Raw genomic sequence first — 15,070 nt, 5'->3', positions numbered from 1 at the left:
AGTGCGCCATCAACGCGTCCAGTCCGTCATCGCCGCCGGCTGCAGCCGTAGAACTCCGCGGCATCACGAAGCGCTTCCCCGGAGTCGTCGCCAACCACGACATCGACATCACCATTCGCAGGGGCACCGTCCATGCCCTCGTCGGTGAGAACGGCGCTGGTAAGTCGACCCTGATGAAGATCCTCTACGGCATGCAGAAGCCGGACGAGGGCACCATCACGATCGACGGGAACCAGGTCTCGTTCTCCAGCCCCGCGGACGCCATCGCGACCGGCATCGGCATGGTCCACCAGCACTTCATGCTGGCCGACAACCTGACCGTGCTGGAGAACGTCGTCCTCGGCGGCGAGAAGCTGTACGGGATCGGCGCGAAGGCCCGGAAGAAGATCAAGCAGATCTCGGACGCGTACGGGCTGAACATCCGCCCCGACGTCCTGGTCGAGGAGCTCGGTGTCGCCGACCGCCAGCGCGTGGAGATCCTGAAGGTCCTCTACCGCGGAGCCCGCACGCTGATCCTCGACGAGCCGACCGCCGTCCTCGTCCCGCAGGAGGTCGACGCGCTCTTCGACAACCTCCGGGAGCTCAAGGCGGAGGGCCTCACGGTCATCTTCATCTCGCACAAGCTGGGCGAGGTGCTGTCGGTCGCCGACGACATCACCGTCATCCGCCGCGGTACGACCGTGGGCACCGCCGACCCGCGCACCACCACGCCCAAGCAGCTCGCCGAGCTGATGGTCGGCAGCGAGCTGCCGTCGCCGGAGACCCGCGAGTCGACGGTGACGGACGTGTCGATGCTCGACGTGCACGACCTCAGGCTCACGGCGACCGACCCCGACGGCGTCATCCGCGAGGTCCTCGCCGGGGTCACCTTCACCATCCACAAGGGCGAGGTGATGGGCATCGCCGGTGTCGAGGGCAACGGCCAGACCGAGCTCATCGACGCCCTCATGGGCATGCGCGACCCGGATGGCGGTGTGATCACCCTCGACGGCGTCGACATCTCGCACCTGCCGACCCGCAAGCGCCGCGAAGACGGCATCGGCTACATCCCCGAGGACCGCCACCGGCACGGTCTGCTGCTGGAGTCGTCCCTCTGGGAGAACCGCATCCTCGGCCACGTCACCGAGAGCCCCAACAGCAAGAGGGGCCTGCTCGATCTCAAGGCCGCCCGCAAGGACACCGAGCGGATCGTCCGCGAGTACGACGTCCGCACCCCGGGTATCGAGGTCACCGCGGCTTCGCTCTCCGGCGGCAACCAGCAGAAGCTGATCGTCGGCCGCGAGATGAGTCACACCCCCAAGCTGCTCATCGCCGCCCACCCCACACGGGGCGTGGACGTCGGCGCGCAGGCGCAGATCTGGGACCAGATCCGGGAGGCGCGCCGCGAGGGCTTGGCGGTGCTGCTGATCTCCGCCGACCTGGACGAACTCATCGGGCTTTCCGACACCCTGCGGGTGATGTACCGCGGCCGTCTGGTCGCGGACGCCGACCCTGCCACGATCACTCCCGAGGAGCTGGGCTCGGCTATGACCGGCGCTGCCTCCGGCCACCTCGAGCACAACGAGAACGGTGAAGGCCGATGAGGAAATTCGACAAGGACCGGCTGATCCTGGGCCTCGCCGGCCCGGCGCTCGCCCTGGTCGTGGCCTTCCTGCTCACCTCCGTGGTGCTGCTGCTCTCGGGACGCAACCCCGTCGAGCCGTACCAGCTGATGTGGGAGAACGCCGAGTACACCGATGTCCAGGTGCTGATCCTCAATCAGACCGGCACGTACTACCTGGCTGCCCTGGCCGTGGCCATCGGCTTCAGGATGAACCTGTTCAACATCGGCGTGGACGGCCAGTACCGCCTCGCGGCGATGCTCGCCTCCGTCGTCGGTGCCTCCGTCGAACTGCCGGGCCCGCTGCACATCCTGCTGATCGTGGTCGTCGCCATGCTCGTCGGTGCCTTCTGGGCCGGCATCGCCGGCGTCCTGAAGACCACCCGCGGCGTGAGCGAGGTCGTCTCCACGATCATGCTCAACGCCATCGCCACCAGTCTGATCGCCTGGCTGATCCTGCCGGCCAACTTCGGTGTGCAGCCGAAGGGTTCCAACAACGTGACCACCGGTGACATCGCCGAGTCCGGCTGGTTCCCGGGCCTGGACGTGGAAGGCGGCACGATCTACGGCTTCACCTTCATCGCCTTCGCGCTGGGTGTCGTCTACTGGTTCGTGCTCAACCGCACCCGCTTCGGCTTCGATCTGCGCGCCACCGGCGCCAGCGCGTCCGCCGCCCAGGCGAGCGGTGTCGACGCCAAGAAGATGGTCATGACGGCGATGCTGGTCTCCGGCGCGATCGCCGGGCTCACCGGCATGCCGCTGCTGCTCGGCCAGACCCACACCTACAGCCTGAGCTTCCCGGCCGGTGTCGGCTTCACGGGCATCACCATCGCGCTCCTCGGCCGCAACAACCCGCTCGGGATCTTCTTCTCCGCGCTGCTCATCTCCTTCCTGGAGAAGACGTCCGCCTCGCTGGACCAGCACGGCTACGAGAAGGAGATCGCCACGATCATGCAGGGCCTGATCGTCATCTCGGTCGTCGTGTCCTACGAACTCGTCCGCCAGTACGGGCTCCGCCGCCAGCAGCAGAAGGTCGGCGAGGAACTTGCCGCCCAGGCCCGCAAGAACAAGGAAGAGGTGGCGGCATGAGCGAGTCCACGAGCACGGTCTCGATGACGGCTACTGCCCCCAAGAAGGGCGGGGGCCGCGGCAAGCTGTCCCTGCCGGTCATCCTGCTGATCATCGCGGCGGGCCTGGCGCTGTTCTCCATGGTCCGCATGATCAGCGGCGCCAACGACCTCACCTCCATCGGGCAGGTCTCCGGCGCACTGCAGCTGGCCGTGCCCATCGGTCTCGCCGGTCTCGGTGGTCTGTGGGCGGAGCGGGCCGGCGTGGTCAACATCGGACTCGAGGGAATGATGATCCTGGGCACCTGGTTCGGTGCCTGGGCGGGCTACCAGTGGGGCCCGTGGACCGGCGTCCTGCTCGGTGTCGTCGGCGGTGCGCTCGGCGGTCTGCTGCATGCCGTGATCACGGTGACCTTCAACGTCAACCACATCGTCTCCGGTGTGGCCGTCAACATCCTCGCCGTCGGCCTCACGCAGTACCTGTCCAACTTCACCTTCGCCAACGCCGAGGGCGGTTCCTCCAAGCAGTCCCCGCGCATCGACCGCATCACCGACATCACGATCCCAGGACTGTCGGACGGTCTGGCCGATGTCCAGGCCAAACACTGGTTCTTCGTCTCCGACCTGGCGGGCGTGCTCGGCGGCCTGGTCACCAACCTGTCCGTGCTCACCGTCGTCGCGCTGCTGCTGGTCCCCGGCACCTGGTGGATCCTGTGGCGCACCGCCTTCGGCCTCCGGCTGCGGTCCTGCGGTGAGAACCCCGTCGCTGCCGAGTCCCTCGGCGTCAACGTCTACAAGTACAAGTACATCGCGGTACTCGTCTCGGGCGGCATGGCCGGTCTCGGCGGTGCGTTCCTCGCCATCGTCTCCACGGGCATCTACCAGGAGGGCCAGACCGGGGGCCGCGGCTACATCGGTCTCGCCGCGATGATCTTCGGTAACTGGATGCCGGGCGGACTGGCCCTCGGCGCCGGGCTGTTCGGCTTCACCGACAGCCTCAAGCTGCGCGGCGGTGCCGAGAACGTCCACGCCATGCTGCTGCTGGTGGGCATCCTGCTGATCCTCGCGTTCGCGTGGCAGCTGTACAAGAAGAAGCACTGGCAGGCCGGGATCTCCCTGGGCGTCGCCGCCCTGGTGGTCGCCTGGTACGCGACGACCGAGGCGCTGCCCAGCCAGTTCGTGGACGCCGCGCCGTACGTCACGACGCTGCTCGTGCTGGCCCTGTCCTCGCAACGGCTGCGCATGCCCAAGGCCAACGGCCAGCCGTACAAGAAGGGCCAAGGGAAGTGACGTCGGCACAGGCCGCCGGGCCCATCGACTGGGACGCCCTGCGCGCGGCGGCACGGGAGGCGATGTCCCGGGCGTACGCCCCGTACTCCGGCTTCCCGGTCGGCGCGGCGGCACGCGTGGACGACGGACGTATCGTCAGCGGCTGCAACGTCGAGAACGCCAGCTACGGCGTCTCGTTGTGCGCCGAGTGCGGTCTCGTCTCGCAGCTGCAGGTCACCGGTGGTGGCCGGCTCACCCACTTCACGTGCGTGGACGGCAAGGGCGACGTCCTGATGCCGTGCGGCCGCTGCCGCCAGCTGCTCTACGAGTTCGGCGGGCCGGGCCTGCTGCTGGACACGGCGCTGGGCATCCTGCCGCTCGCCGAGATGCTGCCTCAGGCCTTCGGGCCCGAGCAGCTGGGCCCTGAGAAGCTCGGCTAGACCGGCGGCCCCTCCGCTTCCCCCGTGCGGAGGGGCCGCCCCACTTTCGTACCACCTGGTTCGCATCCGGAAGGACCCCCCAAGCACATGGACGCCATCTCCGTCATCCGCACCAAGCGCGACCGCGGCGAACTCAGCCCCGAGCAGATCGACTGGGTCATCGACGCGTACACCCGCGGGGAGGTCGCCGACGAGCAGATGTCGTCGTTGGCGATGGCGATCCTGCTCAACGGCATGAACCGTGCGGAGATCGCCCGTTGGACCGCCGCGATGATCGCGTCCGGTGAGCGCATGGACTTCTCCTCGCTGTCCCGCCCGACCGCCGACAAGCACTCCACCGGCGGTGTCGGCGACAAGATCACGCTGCCGCTGGCACCGCTGGTAGCCGCGTGCGGCGCGGCGGTGCCGCAGCTGTCCGGCCGCGGTCTCGGCCACACCGGCGGCACCCTGGACAAGCTGGAGTCCATCCCCGGCTGGCGCGCACTGCTGTCCAACGAGGAGATGCTGAACGTCCTCGACACCACCGGTGCGGTCATCTGCGCCGCGGGTGACGGGCTGGCCCCGGCGGACAAGAAGCTCTACGCCCTGCGCGACGTCACCGGCACGGTCGAGGCGATTCCGCTGATCGCCTCCTCGATCATGTCGAAGAAGATCGCCGAGGGGACCGGGTCGCTGGTGCTGGACGTGAAGGTCGGCACCGGCGCCTTCATGAAGAACATCGAGGACGCCCGTGAGCTGGCCTCCACCATGGTGGGCCTCGGCACCGACCACGGAGTGAAGACGGTCGCCCTGCTGACCGACATGTCCACGCCCCTCGGTCTGACCGCGGGCAACGCACTGGAGGTCCGCGAGTCCGTCGAGGTGCTCGCGGGCGGCGGCCCCCAGGACGTCATCGACCTCACCGTGGCGCTCGCCCGGGAGATGCTCGCCGCGGCCGGGATCAAGGACGCCGATCCGGCGCAGGCGCTCGCCGACGGCTCCGCGATGGACGTCTGGCGCCGGATGATCTCCGCTCAGGGCGGTGACCCGGACGCCGAGCTCCCGGTCGCTCGCGAGCAGCACGTGATCACCGCTCCGTCGTCGGGCCTGCTCACCCGCCTCGACGCGTACGGCGTCGGCGTGGCCGCTTGGCGCCTCGGCGCGGGCCGCGCCCGCAAGGAGGACCCGGTGCAGGCGGGAGCCGGCATCGAGATCCACGCGAAGCCCGGCGAGCCGGTGACCGCGGGGCAGCGACTGCTGACCCTGCACACGGACACCCCGGAGAAGTTCGCTTACGCCCTGGATTCCCTGGAGGGTGCGTTCGACATCGCCCCGTCGGCCGCGGACTTCACGGCGAACCCGATCGTCCTGGACCGCATCGCCTGACCTCCCCGCACGCTGCCAGGCATATGTCGGTGGCCTCATTCGGGTGAACGGGACCGGTGGACCTCCACCGGTCCCGTTCGGCATGCTGGGATCGGTGACGCACCCATAGACGAGACCGCCATGAGCGCACTCACCGTCGAACCCCCGACGGCCCAGGGCCGTGAGTGGGACGACGTCGTCCGGATCTGGGAGGAGACGGACGCACCCGAGGGCTGCACGGTGGAGATCATCGAGGGGATCGTCACCGTGTCACCCACACCCGCGAACAGCCACAACAGCATTGCCGACTTGGTACAGCGGCGCCTGTACACGGTGATCCCCAATGACCGGGGCATCTACCAGACCCTTGCCCTCGCCATCCCCTCCCGCCTGGGCATGTTCATCCCGGATGTTGTTGTGGCGCCCAAGACGGCGCTGATGGAACCGGGGTGCGACAACCCTGCCGCCGCCGCCGAACTCGTCGTCGAGATCACCTCGAAGTCCAACGCGAATCACGACCGGGTCGAGAAGCTGCACGCCTCCACGACGGCGGGAGTACCGCTCTACCTGCTGCTCGACAGCTGGCACTCCGGCCGCCCCACCGCGACGCTCTACGGAGAGCCGAAGAACGGGATGTGCCGCGTCCTCGACACGGTGAAGTACGGGGAAGAGATCTGCTTGCCCGCGCCCTTCGACCTGACCGTCGACAGCAGCGACTTCCCCGTCGACTGACGCGTCCGCAGGCCCGCTCCCGGCGATGACTTGTCGCTCCCGGGCCGGTCTCCCCCCTATGGACAGCACACGGCGGCCCCTCGTTCTCGCACTCGTCGGCCGGATCAACCCGGCCGACATACCGCTGCTGTGTGCACGACTGCACGCGGAGGCCGACGCCGAAAGCGGCGACGGGCCGGATGAGGTCGTCTGTGACGCCGCCCGGCTCACCGTGGCCGATCTCGCCGCCGTCGAGGCCGTCGCCCGGCTCCGGCTCACGGCCCGGCGCCTCGGACGGAACCTGACGTTGCAGAACGCCGGGCCGGATCTGCTCACGCTCCTGCACCTCGCGGGGCTGACGTAGCCCACCGGGCCGAGGCACCGAACGGGGACCGTGGTTCTCCCCGCACCCACGGACCCCGGGTGACCCGACGACGGCCCCGGTCCCGGACTGCCCGCCTCCTCAGCTCTCCGGGCCCCATCGCTCCGGCAGTCCGAACAGCGGGAACCAGCGCTTCGTGTCCAGGAAGAAGTCCATCCCGGCGACCTTGCCGTCCCTGACCTCCAGGACGATCAGCGCCCACGGGTCGAATCCGTCCCCGGACGCGCTCGGGTGGTACTGCGCGAAGGCCGGGGAGCCGTTCGCCACGGTGGGCAGGAGACGGGAGCCGCGGCAGACGTCCCCGACGCCGAGCATCCAGCCCACGATGTCGTCGTGCCCGCGCAGCCACAGGTCGTACGGAGGCATGGACATCGTCGCGTCCTCGCGCAGCAGGGCCGTCAGCGCCTCCATGTCGTACCCCTCGAAGGCCGCGACATAGCGCTCCAGCAGTCGCTGCTGCTCCTCGTCCAGTGGGTCCGCGGCATCCGCCTCAGCCGGTGCGGAATCGGCGAGCGTGGCGCGGGCGCGCTGCAGGGCGCTATTGACCGAGGCCACCGACGTGTCCAGCAGCTCGGCGACCTCCGCGGCCTTCCACGCCAGCACCTCGCGCAGGATCAGCACCGCCCGTTGCCTCGGCGGCAGGTGTTGCAGCGCCGCGACGAACGCCAACCGGATCGACTCGCGCTCGACCGCCGTGTCGGCGGGGTCGCCCACCGGCGGGAGCACCCGCCCGTCCGGCACCGGCTCGAGCCAGGTGACCTCCGGACGGGCGGTGAGCTGGGCGTGGGCCACCGGTGTGGGTGCGGAGAGGTCCATCGGACGTGCCCGGCGGTTGCCCGCGTTCAACATGTCGAGGCAGACGTTCGTCGCGATGCGGTACAGCCACGACCTCAGTGACGACCTGCCCTCGAATTTCTCAAGGCTCCGCCAGGCCCGCACCATCGTGTCCTGGACCGCGTCCTCCGCTTCGAAGGCCGACCCCAGCATGCGGTAGCAGTAGCCCGTGAGCTCCCTGCGATAGCCCTCCAGCAGGGAGTCGCGGTCCTGGGTCGCTGCCAGATCACTCATCGGGTTCCCCTGTCATGCCCGTCCGCACCAGTACCCAGGACGCTACCCGAGGGGACTGACAGCGGCGGGGGCACCGGCGGCCGCCTCAGGTGCCGGGCTTGCGGCCGTAGACGTACACGTCGTCGCCGTTGCGCAGCAGGTTCCAGTACGCCTTGGCGTCCGCGGGGCGCATGTTCACGCAGCCCCCCGAGCCGGGAGGGTTGTACATGCTCTTGGTGACCGAGTGGAAGGCCTGCCCGCCGTCGAAGAACTGGGAGTACGGCATCCGCACGTGGTACAGCGTCGACCAGTGGTCGATGCTCCGGTAGTAGACCCTCTTCGCGCCGGTGCGGGTCTTCGCCCCGGCCCGTCCGGTGCGCACCGGCACGGGGCCGTACGTCAGCCGTGCTCCGTCCTGGATCCAGCTGAGCTGCCGGGTCAGGTCGACACAGGCGATCCTGCCCTTGTTGGTGGGGCACGCGCCGGACCGGTTCGGCGTTCTTCCCGCGGCGCGCTGCGCCAGGATCGTGCTCATCGTGCGCCAGGTCACCGGGCCCGCGTAGCCGATCGTCGGGGTGATCCCGTGCCAGCGCTGGAACGTCCGGATCGCCGTGCAGTCGGCGGGCGACTGCCGTCCGTCGACGGGACGGCCCATGAACCTCTCGACCTGCTTCTGGTACGGCCCGGTCGCCGTCGTGCAGGACGCCGCCTCGGCGGGTGCGGCCCCGAGCGCGACCGCCAGGGGCACCAGCAGACCGCTGACGCCGAGGGCTGCGACGCCCCGTCTCCGCATGTTCCGTACTCGATTCACGGTGACCAACTCCCCGGTACGCGCAGTGCGGTTGCTCTGACCTATGGACGCGTACCGGGGGGCTGCGGTTGTAGGGGAGGGGCGGGGAATTCCGCGGAGTGACGAGGTATCGGCACCAGCCGCACCCCGTGCCCCGGCAGCCTCAGTTGTGCGCGGTCAGGGGCAGCAGCCGACGTGCCTGAGCGCGCGCGGCGTAGGACCCGTACAGCGTGATCGAGACGACGCCCAGGACCGCGAGCAGCCCGAGCAGGACCGTCCCTGCCCAACCGTCGGCGTGGAAGGCGATCGCGCCGAGCGTGCCGCCGGCGCTGCTGCCCAGGTAGTAAGCCGACTGGTAGAGCGCGGAGGCCTGCGCGCGGCCCGTCTTGGCGGTGCGGCTCACCGAGGAGGAGGCGACCGCGTGGCCTGCGAAGAAGCCGGCGGTGATCAGCACGAGGCCGGCGAGCACCGCGGTGAGCGAGTCCGCGAGGGAGAGCAGCAGCCCCGCCGTGGTCGTGCCGACGGCCAGGTAGAGTGCGCCCCTCCGGCCGAGGCGGCCGACCAGCTTCCCGGCCGCGGCGGACGAGACCGTTCCCACCAGGTAGACCAGGAAGACCGAGCCGACGACGCCCTGGGGCAGCCCGAACGGGTCGCCGACCAACCGGTAGCCGATGACGGTGTAGACCGCGCCGAAGACGGTCATGAACAGCGCGCCGATCCCGTACAGGCGCATCAGCAGGGGGTCCGACAGGTGTCCGCGGACGGTCGCGGCGAGTGCACGGGGGGTCAGCGAACCTTCGGTGAAATGACGCGCCCGGGGCAGCAACAGCCGGAAGGCGACCGCGCACAGCACGGCCAGGACACCGACCGAGGCGAGTCCCGCGCGCCAGCCCCACAGCTGGGCGATCCAGCCGGAGACGATGCGGCCGCTCATCCCGCCGATGCTGTTGCCGGCCACGAACAGACCGATCGCCGCGACCAGTGCCTTGGGGCGCACCTCTTCAGCGAGGTACGCCATGGCGGAGGCGGGCAGTCCGGCGAGCGCCGCGCCCTGCACCGCGCGCAGCGCGACGAGCCACTCGAGGTTCGGCGCCAGAGGCACCAGGAGCCCGACGACGACGGCGACCGCCAGGGAAGCCGTCATCATCCGCACCCGTCCGAACCGCTCGGACAGGGCACTCAGCGGCAGGACGCACAGGGCCAGTGCCGCGGTGGCCGCGGAGACCGTCCAGCTCGCCGCGCTCGCGGTCACGCCGAAGTCGGAGGAGACGGCGGGCAGCAGCGCCTGGGTGGAGTAGAGGAGGGCGAAGGTCGCGACGCCCGCGGCGAAGAGTGCGAGACTCATGCGGCGGTAGCCGGGCAAGCCGGGGGCGAGCTGACGGGACGGCGAGGTGGGGGCACCCACGGCCGTGGGCGCCCCGGTATCGGCGGAAGGCATACCTCGAAGGTAGGCACCCCCATCTGATGCGTCCAATGCATAGAACGGCTTTAATCGTTCCCATGGTGCATGAGTACAGCTCACAGGCTCGCGTGTCACTGAACAGTTACGAAGAAGACATGCGGCTGCTGCTCGCTCCGCGCCTGGCGTACTTCGCGGGGGTGGCCCGCCACGAGCATGTGACCAGGGCCGCGCAGGAGCTCGGCGTTCCCCAGTCCACTCTGTCGCGCGCCTTGGTCCGCCTCGAAGCGGACCTTGGCGTCCCCCTGTTCACCCGCAAGGGCCGTACCCTGTCGCTCACTCCGGCCGGTCGCACCTTCCTCACCTCCGTGGAACGCGCCCTCTCCGAGGTCGAACGGGCCGCGGAGTCGGTTCGCGCCGACGCTGACCCGTCCGCGGGCAAGGTGGCCTTCGGCTTCCTGCACACCATGGGTTCGGAGACGGTGCCCGAGCTCATCCGGGCCTTCCGGGTCGACCACCCCAGGGTCCGCTTCACCCTCGTGCAGAACTACGGCGAGGCGATGATCGAGCGGCTGCGCGCGGGCGAACTGGATCTGTGCCTCACCTCTCCGGTGCCGGACGCCCCCGACCTCGTGGCGCGGCGCCTGGACGAGCAGCGCCTGCGGCTCGTCGTCCCCGACGACCACCGGCTCGCCTCGCGCAAGCGCATCCGCCTCGCGGAGGCCGCGGACGAGACCTTCGTGACCCTCGAACCCGGTTACGGGCTGCGTCGCATCACCGACGCGCTGTGCGCCGAAGCGGGTTTCGCCCCACGGGTCGCCTTCGAGGGGGAGGAGGCCGAAACGCTGCGCGGACTGGTCGCCGCGGGGCTCGGGGTCGCGTTGCTCCCGCCCCCGGCCGTGCCGCGGCCGGGCGTCGTGGAGCTCACGGTGACGGCACCGCGCGCGGTGCGCGAGATCGGGGTCGCCTGGCTCGACGGACACCAGGACACCGTGCCGGTCGCGGAGTTCAAGAGGTTCCTGCTGTCCCGCCGGGGCAACCTGCTGCCCGATTGACGCGCAGGAGCGTCGGCGGCCGGGCCGCGCCGCGTGCGCGCCGCGCCCCTGCCCCCGCCGGAGCGTTGTGCCCCCGTCCCGGTCCCGCCTCAGCGCTTCCGGGTCCGCAAGCTGCGGGCGCGGCCGAATCCGGCTGCGAGCGGCATGCGCAACCCCAGCGGCGGCGGTGCCGCGAGAGCATCCGCGACGGGGCGCGCGTAGGCCCGGGAGAAGAGCGTGCCGAGGACGAAGTCGGCTGCCAGGGCCTGGACTTCGCCCTGGTACTGGCGCAGGGCGTGGCCGTCCGAGTGGACCTCGAAGCGGCAGGTGTCCCGATTCGCCTTCTTCGCCCGCTCGGCGAGCCGGTACGACAGTTCGGGGTCCGTCCGGGTGTCCTTCGTACCGTGGACGATCAGGACGTGGCGGCCGACGAGCTGCCTCACCGGTTCGGGGCGCGCCGCGACGTCGTCCTCCGGCAGCCACGGAGCAAGCGCCAGCACGGAGTTGACGGCGTCGTGGCCGGCGGCGTGCAGTGCGGCGCGGCCTCCCATGCCGTGTCCGGCCAGACACACGGGAACGTCGCCGTAGCGCCGCACCACCTCGTCCGCGGCCCAGGAGGCGTCGGCGGCGAGGCGTGCGTCGGAGCCGTTCCAGCCGCGGCCGCGGTAGCGGACGACATGGGCGACGAGGCCGTCCTCGCGGCCCGCCCGCACCAACGAGCGCGCCAGGGGCAGCGCCGCGGCGTGCGACATCGTGGACGGCCCCCGGCTCGAATCCGGTTCGCCGTCCGGCAGCAGCAGCACCACCCCGCCCACCGCACCGGAACCGCTCTGCGGCGTCACCGCACGGCCGAGCCTGGCCTGCGGGATTGGTCCGTCCACCGGCTCCGCATCCGACTCGAGCCGGGCGCGCCCGGAATCGGCCGCGCCTGCCGTACGCCCCCACCACCGGGGCAGTGCCTGGTGTGCCATGGCAGAACAGTCTCAGAAGTACACGTGTACTCCACCCGTCCGCACGGTCACTGTTACGTATCGACGGGCGGTTCATGCCTCTGCCTTCTACGCGCGTAGGGAATAGAGTGCGCAGATGACGAGCCAGACCACCCAAGCGTCCTCCCGGGGGGCCGCCCCCGGACCGGACAGGCCCACCTCCGACCAGATCCGCCGCGCCCCGAAGGTGCTCCTCCACGACCACCTCGACGGCGGACTCCGTCCCGGCACGATCATCGAGCTCGCCCGCGCCACGGGCTACGACGCACTCCCCGAGGCCGAGCCCGACAAGCTCGGCATCTGGTTCCACGAAGCCGCCGACTCCGGTTCGCTGGAGCGGTATCTGGAGACGTTCGCGCACACCTGCGCCGTCATGCAGACGCGCGAGGCGCTCGTCCGCGTCGCCGCCGAGTGTGCCGAGGACCTCGCCGAGGACGGCGTCGTCTACGCCGAGGTGCGGTACGCGCCGGAGCAACACCTCGAAGCCGGCCTCACCCTCGAAGAGGTCGTCGAGGCCGTCAACGAGGGCTTCAGGGAAGGGGAACGGCACGCTCGCGCCAGCGGTCACCGCATTCGCGTCGGCGCCCTGCTCACCGCCATGCGACACGCCGCCCGCGCCCTGGAGATCGCCGAACTCGCCAACCGGTACCGCGACTCGGGCGTCGTCGGCTTCGACATCGCGGGCGCCGAGGCGGGCTACCCGCCCACCCGGCACCTCGACGCCTTCGAGTACCTCAAGCGCGAGAACAACCACTTCACGATCCACGCCGGTGAGGGCTTCGGACTGCCGTCCATCTGGCAGGCCCTCCAGTGGTGCGGTGCCGACCGCCTCGGCCACGGCGTGCGCATCATCGACGACATCGAGGTCGCCGACGACGGCACGGTGACGCTCGGGCGGCTCGCCGCGTACGTACGGGACAAGCGCATCCCCCTGGAGCTCTGCCCGACCTCGAACCTGCAGACGGGCGCAGCCGCCTCGTACGAGGAGCACCCCATCGGCCTACTTCGCCGACTGCACTTCCGGGCCACCGTCAACACCGACAACCGGTTGATGAGCAACACGAGCATGAGCCGCGAATTCGAGCTGCTGACCGAGACGTTCGGCTACACGCTCGACGACATGCAGTGGTTCACCGTCAATGCGATGAAGTCGGCATTCATTCCTTTCGATGAACGTCTGGCGATGATCAATGACGTGATCAAGCCCGGCTACGCCGAGCTCAGGTCCGAATGGCTGTTCCGGCAGACCGCCACGAGCAGCGGCACCGTGGGCGACGAGGGCTGAGCCGGGATGCACGGAGGCGGCCGAGGGTGCGGACGCCGGCCGCTTCCGCCCGCCCGGAACCGTTTGCGGGCGGTGCGGGGTGCTGGCTAGCTTGCAGAACTCCCCGCACCCCATTCCAAGGAACCGCCTGATGAAGCCGTCCGCCGCCAGGACCTTCGGTGCCGCCGTCCTCGGTGCCGCCTTCGCCGCCGCTGCCGCCGGTACGGCGTCCGCCGCACCGCGGCTCCCCGACGTCGGCACGCCGGTGCACGCCCTCCCGGCGGTCCAGAACGAAACCTTCCCGGCTGTCGGGCAGGTGGCTCAACAGGCGGCGGGACGCGAAGTGCTGCCCGACACGACGACCAACCGGGTCACGGGGCTCGTCGGCGGTCTGCCGCCGCGGGCCTCCAGCGCGGCGAACCGTAGGGGGTGAGGAACGTCGGGGCGATGACCGAGAGGTCCGTCCTTCGGCGCGGGGCTGACGGCTCGTCGGTTCCGGCGCGGGGTGACGGGCGAGGTCCCCGGGGCGTGTGACCTGTGCGCGGTCCGGGCCCGTCCTGCCGTCGGACGGGCCCGCACCCCGTCGAAGTGACCGCCCCGGCGGGCGCGGCGGTCTTTCGTCGGTCGCGTCGAGCCGGAGGCGACGGCGCGCACGAGAAGGCGCGCACGAGAAGGCGCGCACGAGAAGGCGCGCACGAGAAGGCGCGCACACCCGGACCGGGTGTGCGCCCCTTCGGGTGGCGCCGGCAGTGTTACCAGGCGCTCGACGCGGTCGTCTCCGCCGGCAGTAGCAGCCACAGCGCCAGGTACAGCAGGAACTGCGGACCCGGCAGCAGGCACGACACGAGGAAGATCACGCGCATGGTGGTCGCGGAGGTGCCGAAGCGCCGTGCGAGCGCCGCGCACACTCCGCCGATCATGCGTCCGTCTCGGGGGCGGGCAAGTGCGGCCATGGTGGGCTCCTTCGCGAGTCCTTCGTGGGAGTCACTCCTGTGTGCTCCCGATGAATCGATAATCCCTCGGAAACGGTGGGCGAAGCGTCGCTCTACGGGGCGATCCCGACCCTGGGAATCGTCGGGGTGGGCCCCTGAGGGACGTCCTCCCGCAGCAGGGGGCCGCGCTCCTTCCCGGGACGGGGCGCCGAACGGGTTCGCCTGCGCCGTCGCAGCCGCGCACGACCCGCCGGGACCACCAGGAGGTGGGCCAGCGCCACGCCCATCGTGTTCAGCAACAGCGAGTCCACGTCGACGACCCGTCCCGGCACGCCGGTCTGCAACAGTTCGATGCCGAGCGAGATCATGGCGCCCGCACCGACCGTACGCACCAGCGACGCCCACGGCGAGACGGCGAGCCGCCCACCGGCCATGGGGAGCAGTATGCCGAGGGGGGCCAACAGAAGCAGGCCCTCGCCGATCCGCCGGGCCGCCTGCACCGGGCCGAGCGCCAGGTCCGCCTTGATGCCGGCCAGCGGTTCGAGGTTCGCCGCGTTCACCCACAGCACGTCCCGTGGCCTGAGCGTCAGCCACGCCACGAGTGCCAGATGCGCGAGCAGGAGGACGACCCCCGCCGCGCGGAAGCGGATGGCGGCACTGCCGCCCGAACCTTGACGCTGCACGCCCCCCAAGACGCGGCGACCGGCGGGATCGGTTCCGCCGGACGCACGCGGACCTCGGGAACGACGTGATCCGGAAGGCGCGCGCCGAGCCTGGGGAGAGGCCCGTCGGGGCGATGCGG

16 protein-coding genes are annotated in these 15,070 nt (G+C 70.5%); 10 read left to right on the top strand and 6 right to left on the bottom strand.

Annotated features, from left to right (window positions below; translation table 11 throughout):
• The first annotated feature begins 8 nt into the window (after nt 1-8).
• From ACFXOM_RS02125 to ACFXOM_RS02095, 7 genes are all read left to right on the top strand, one after another.
• Complete coding sequence (locus tag ACFXOM_RS02125; protein ID WP_384933176.1) at nt 9-1,583, top strand: ABC transporter ATP-binding protein; 1,575 nt, start codon at nt 9-11, stop codon at nt 1,581-1,583.
• Entirely contained in the window at nt 1,580-2,689 is a 1,110-nt protein-coding gene (locus ACFXOM_RS02120) for an ABC transporter permease (protein WP_384933119.1), read from the top strand. The genes ACFXOM_RS02125 and ACFXOM_RS02120 overlap by 4 nt, the downstream gene beginning before the upstream one ends.
• Nucleotides 2,686-3,957, top strand: coding sequence for an ABC transporter permease (locus tag ACFXOM_RS02115; RefSeq protein WP_384933116.1), 1,272 nt, complete (start codon nt 2,686-2,688; stop codon nt 3,955-3,957). The genes ACFXOM_RS02120 and ACFXOM_RS02115 overlap by 4 nt, the downstream gene beginning before the upstream one ends.
• Nucleotides 3,954-4,376 (top strand): cytidine deaminase, encoded by a 423-nt coding sequence (locus tag ACFXOM_RS02110; protein ID WP_384933114.1) that lies wholly within the window; start codon nt 3,954-3,956, stop codon nt 4,374-4,376. The genes ACFXOM_RS02115 and ACFXOM_RS02110 overlap by 4 nt, the downstream gene beginning before the upstream one ends.
• A gap of 87 nt (nt 4,377-4,463) precedes the next feature.
• Entirely contained in the window at nt 4,464-5,741 is a 1,278-nt protein-coding gene (locus ACFXOM_RS02105) for a thymidine phosphorylase (RefSeq protein WP_384933111.1), read from the top strand.
• Between the two features lie 120 nt (nt 5,742-5,861).
• Nucleotides 5,862-6,452, top strand: a complete 591-nt coding sequence (locus tag ACFXOM_RS02100; protein ID WP_385036749.1) for a Uma2 family endonuclease — start codon at nt 5,862-5,864, stop codon at nt 6,450-6,452.
• 58 nt (nt 6,453-6,510) lie between these two features.
• Nucleotides 6,511-6,795 (top strand): STAS domain-containing protein, encoded by a 285-nt coding sequence (locus tag ACFXOM_RS02095; protein ID WP_384946041.1) that lies wholly within the window; start codon nt 6,511-6,513, stop codon nt 6,793-6,795.
• 99 nt (nt 6,796-6,894) lie between these two features.
• On the opposite strand, the gene ACFXOM_RS02090 is transcribed toward ACFXOM_RS02095, so the two are convergent.
• The 3 genes from ACFXOM_RS02090 to ACFXOM_RS02080 form a co-directional block, all read right to left on the bottom strand.
• Entirely contained in the window at nt 6,895-7,881 is a 987-nt protein-coding gene (locus ACFXOM_RS02090) for a sigma-70 family RNA polymerase sigma factor (protein WP_384933105.1), read from the bottom strand.
• 85 nt (nt 7,882-7,966) lie between these two features.
• Complete coding sequence (locus tag ACFXOM_RS02085; protein WP_384933173.1) at nt 7,967-8,653, bottom strand: L,D-transpeptidase family protein; 687 nt, start codon at nt 8,651-8,653, stop codon at nt 7,967-7,969.
• Between the two features lie 160 nt (nt 8,654-8,813).
• Nucleotides 8,814-10,088: an MFS transporter gene (locus tag ACFXOM_RS02080; protein ID WP_384933103.1), complete on the bottom strand. Its 1,275-nt coding sequence runs from the start codon at nt 10,086-10,088 to the stop codon at nt 8,814-8,816.
• A 62-nt stretch (nt 10,089-10,150) separates the two neighbouring features.
• Between ACFXOM_RS02080 and ACFXOM_RS02075 the strand changes: the two genes are divergently transcribed.
• Nucleotides 10,151-11,104 carry a LysR family transcriptional regulator gene (locus tag ACFXOM_RS02075; protein ID WP_384933101.1) on the top strand — a complete coding sequence of 318 codons (954 nt, stop codon included), beginning with the start codon at nt 10,151-10,153 and terminating at the stop codon, nt 11,102-11,104.
• Nucleotides 11,105-11,193: 89 nt separating this feature from the next.
• Here ACFXOM_RS02075 and ACFXOM_RS02070 read toward each other — a convergent pair whose 3' ends face one another.
• Nucleotides 11,194-12,054, bottom strand: coding sequence for an alpha/beta hydrolase (locus tag ACFXOM_RS02070; protein ID WP_384933098.1), 861 nt, complete (start codon nt 12,052-12,054; stop codon nt 11,194-11,196).
• A gap of 115 nt (nt 12,055-12,169) precedes the next feature.
• Here ACFXOM_RS02070 and ACFXOM_RS02065 point away from each other — a divergent pair, with 115 nt between their 5' ends.
• Complete coding sequence (locus ACFXOM_RS02065) at nt 12,170-13,357, top strand: adenosine deaminase (RefSeq protein WP_384933095.1); 1,188 nt, start codon at nt 12,170-12,172, stop codon at nt 13,355-13,357.
• Nucleotides 13,358-13,487: 130 nt separating this feature from the next.
• On the top strand, nt 13,488-13,769 hold the full coding sequence (locus ACFXOM_RS02060) for a hypothetical protein (RefSeq protein WP_384933093.1): 282 nt from the start codon (nt 13,488-13,490) through the stop codon (nt 13,767-13,769).
• A gap of 319 nt (nt 13,770-14,088) precedes the next feature.
• On the opposite strand, the gene ACFXOM_RS02055 is transcribed toward ACFXOM_RS02060, so the two are convergent.
• Both ACFXOM_RS02055 and ACFXOM_RS02050 read right to left on the bottom strand, forming a co-directional pair.
• Nucleotides 14,089-14,289: a PspC domain-containing protein gene (locus ACFXOM_RS02055; protein WP_384933090.1), complete on the bottom strand. Its 201-nt coding sequence runs from the start codon at nt 14,287-14,289 to the stop codon at nt 14,089-14,091.
• Between the two features lie 92 nt (nt 14,290-14,381).
• Nucleotides 14,382-14,951, bottom strand: a complete 570-nt coding sequence (locus ACFXOM_RS02050) for a VanZ family protein (protein WP_384946033.1) — start codon at nt 14,949-14,951, stop codon at nt 14,382-14,384.
• Between the last annotated feature and the right edge of the window lie 119 nt (nt 14,952-15,070).

This window comes from Streptomyces sp. NPDC059169, from assembly GCF_042755225.1.
GTDB lineage: Bacteria > Actinomycetota > Actinomycetes > Streptomycetales > Streptomycetaceae > Streptomyces.
The sequence above is the reverse complement of the archived record's forward strand: the minus strand, read 5'-3'. Positions and strand labels throughout refer to the sequence as shown.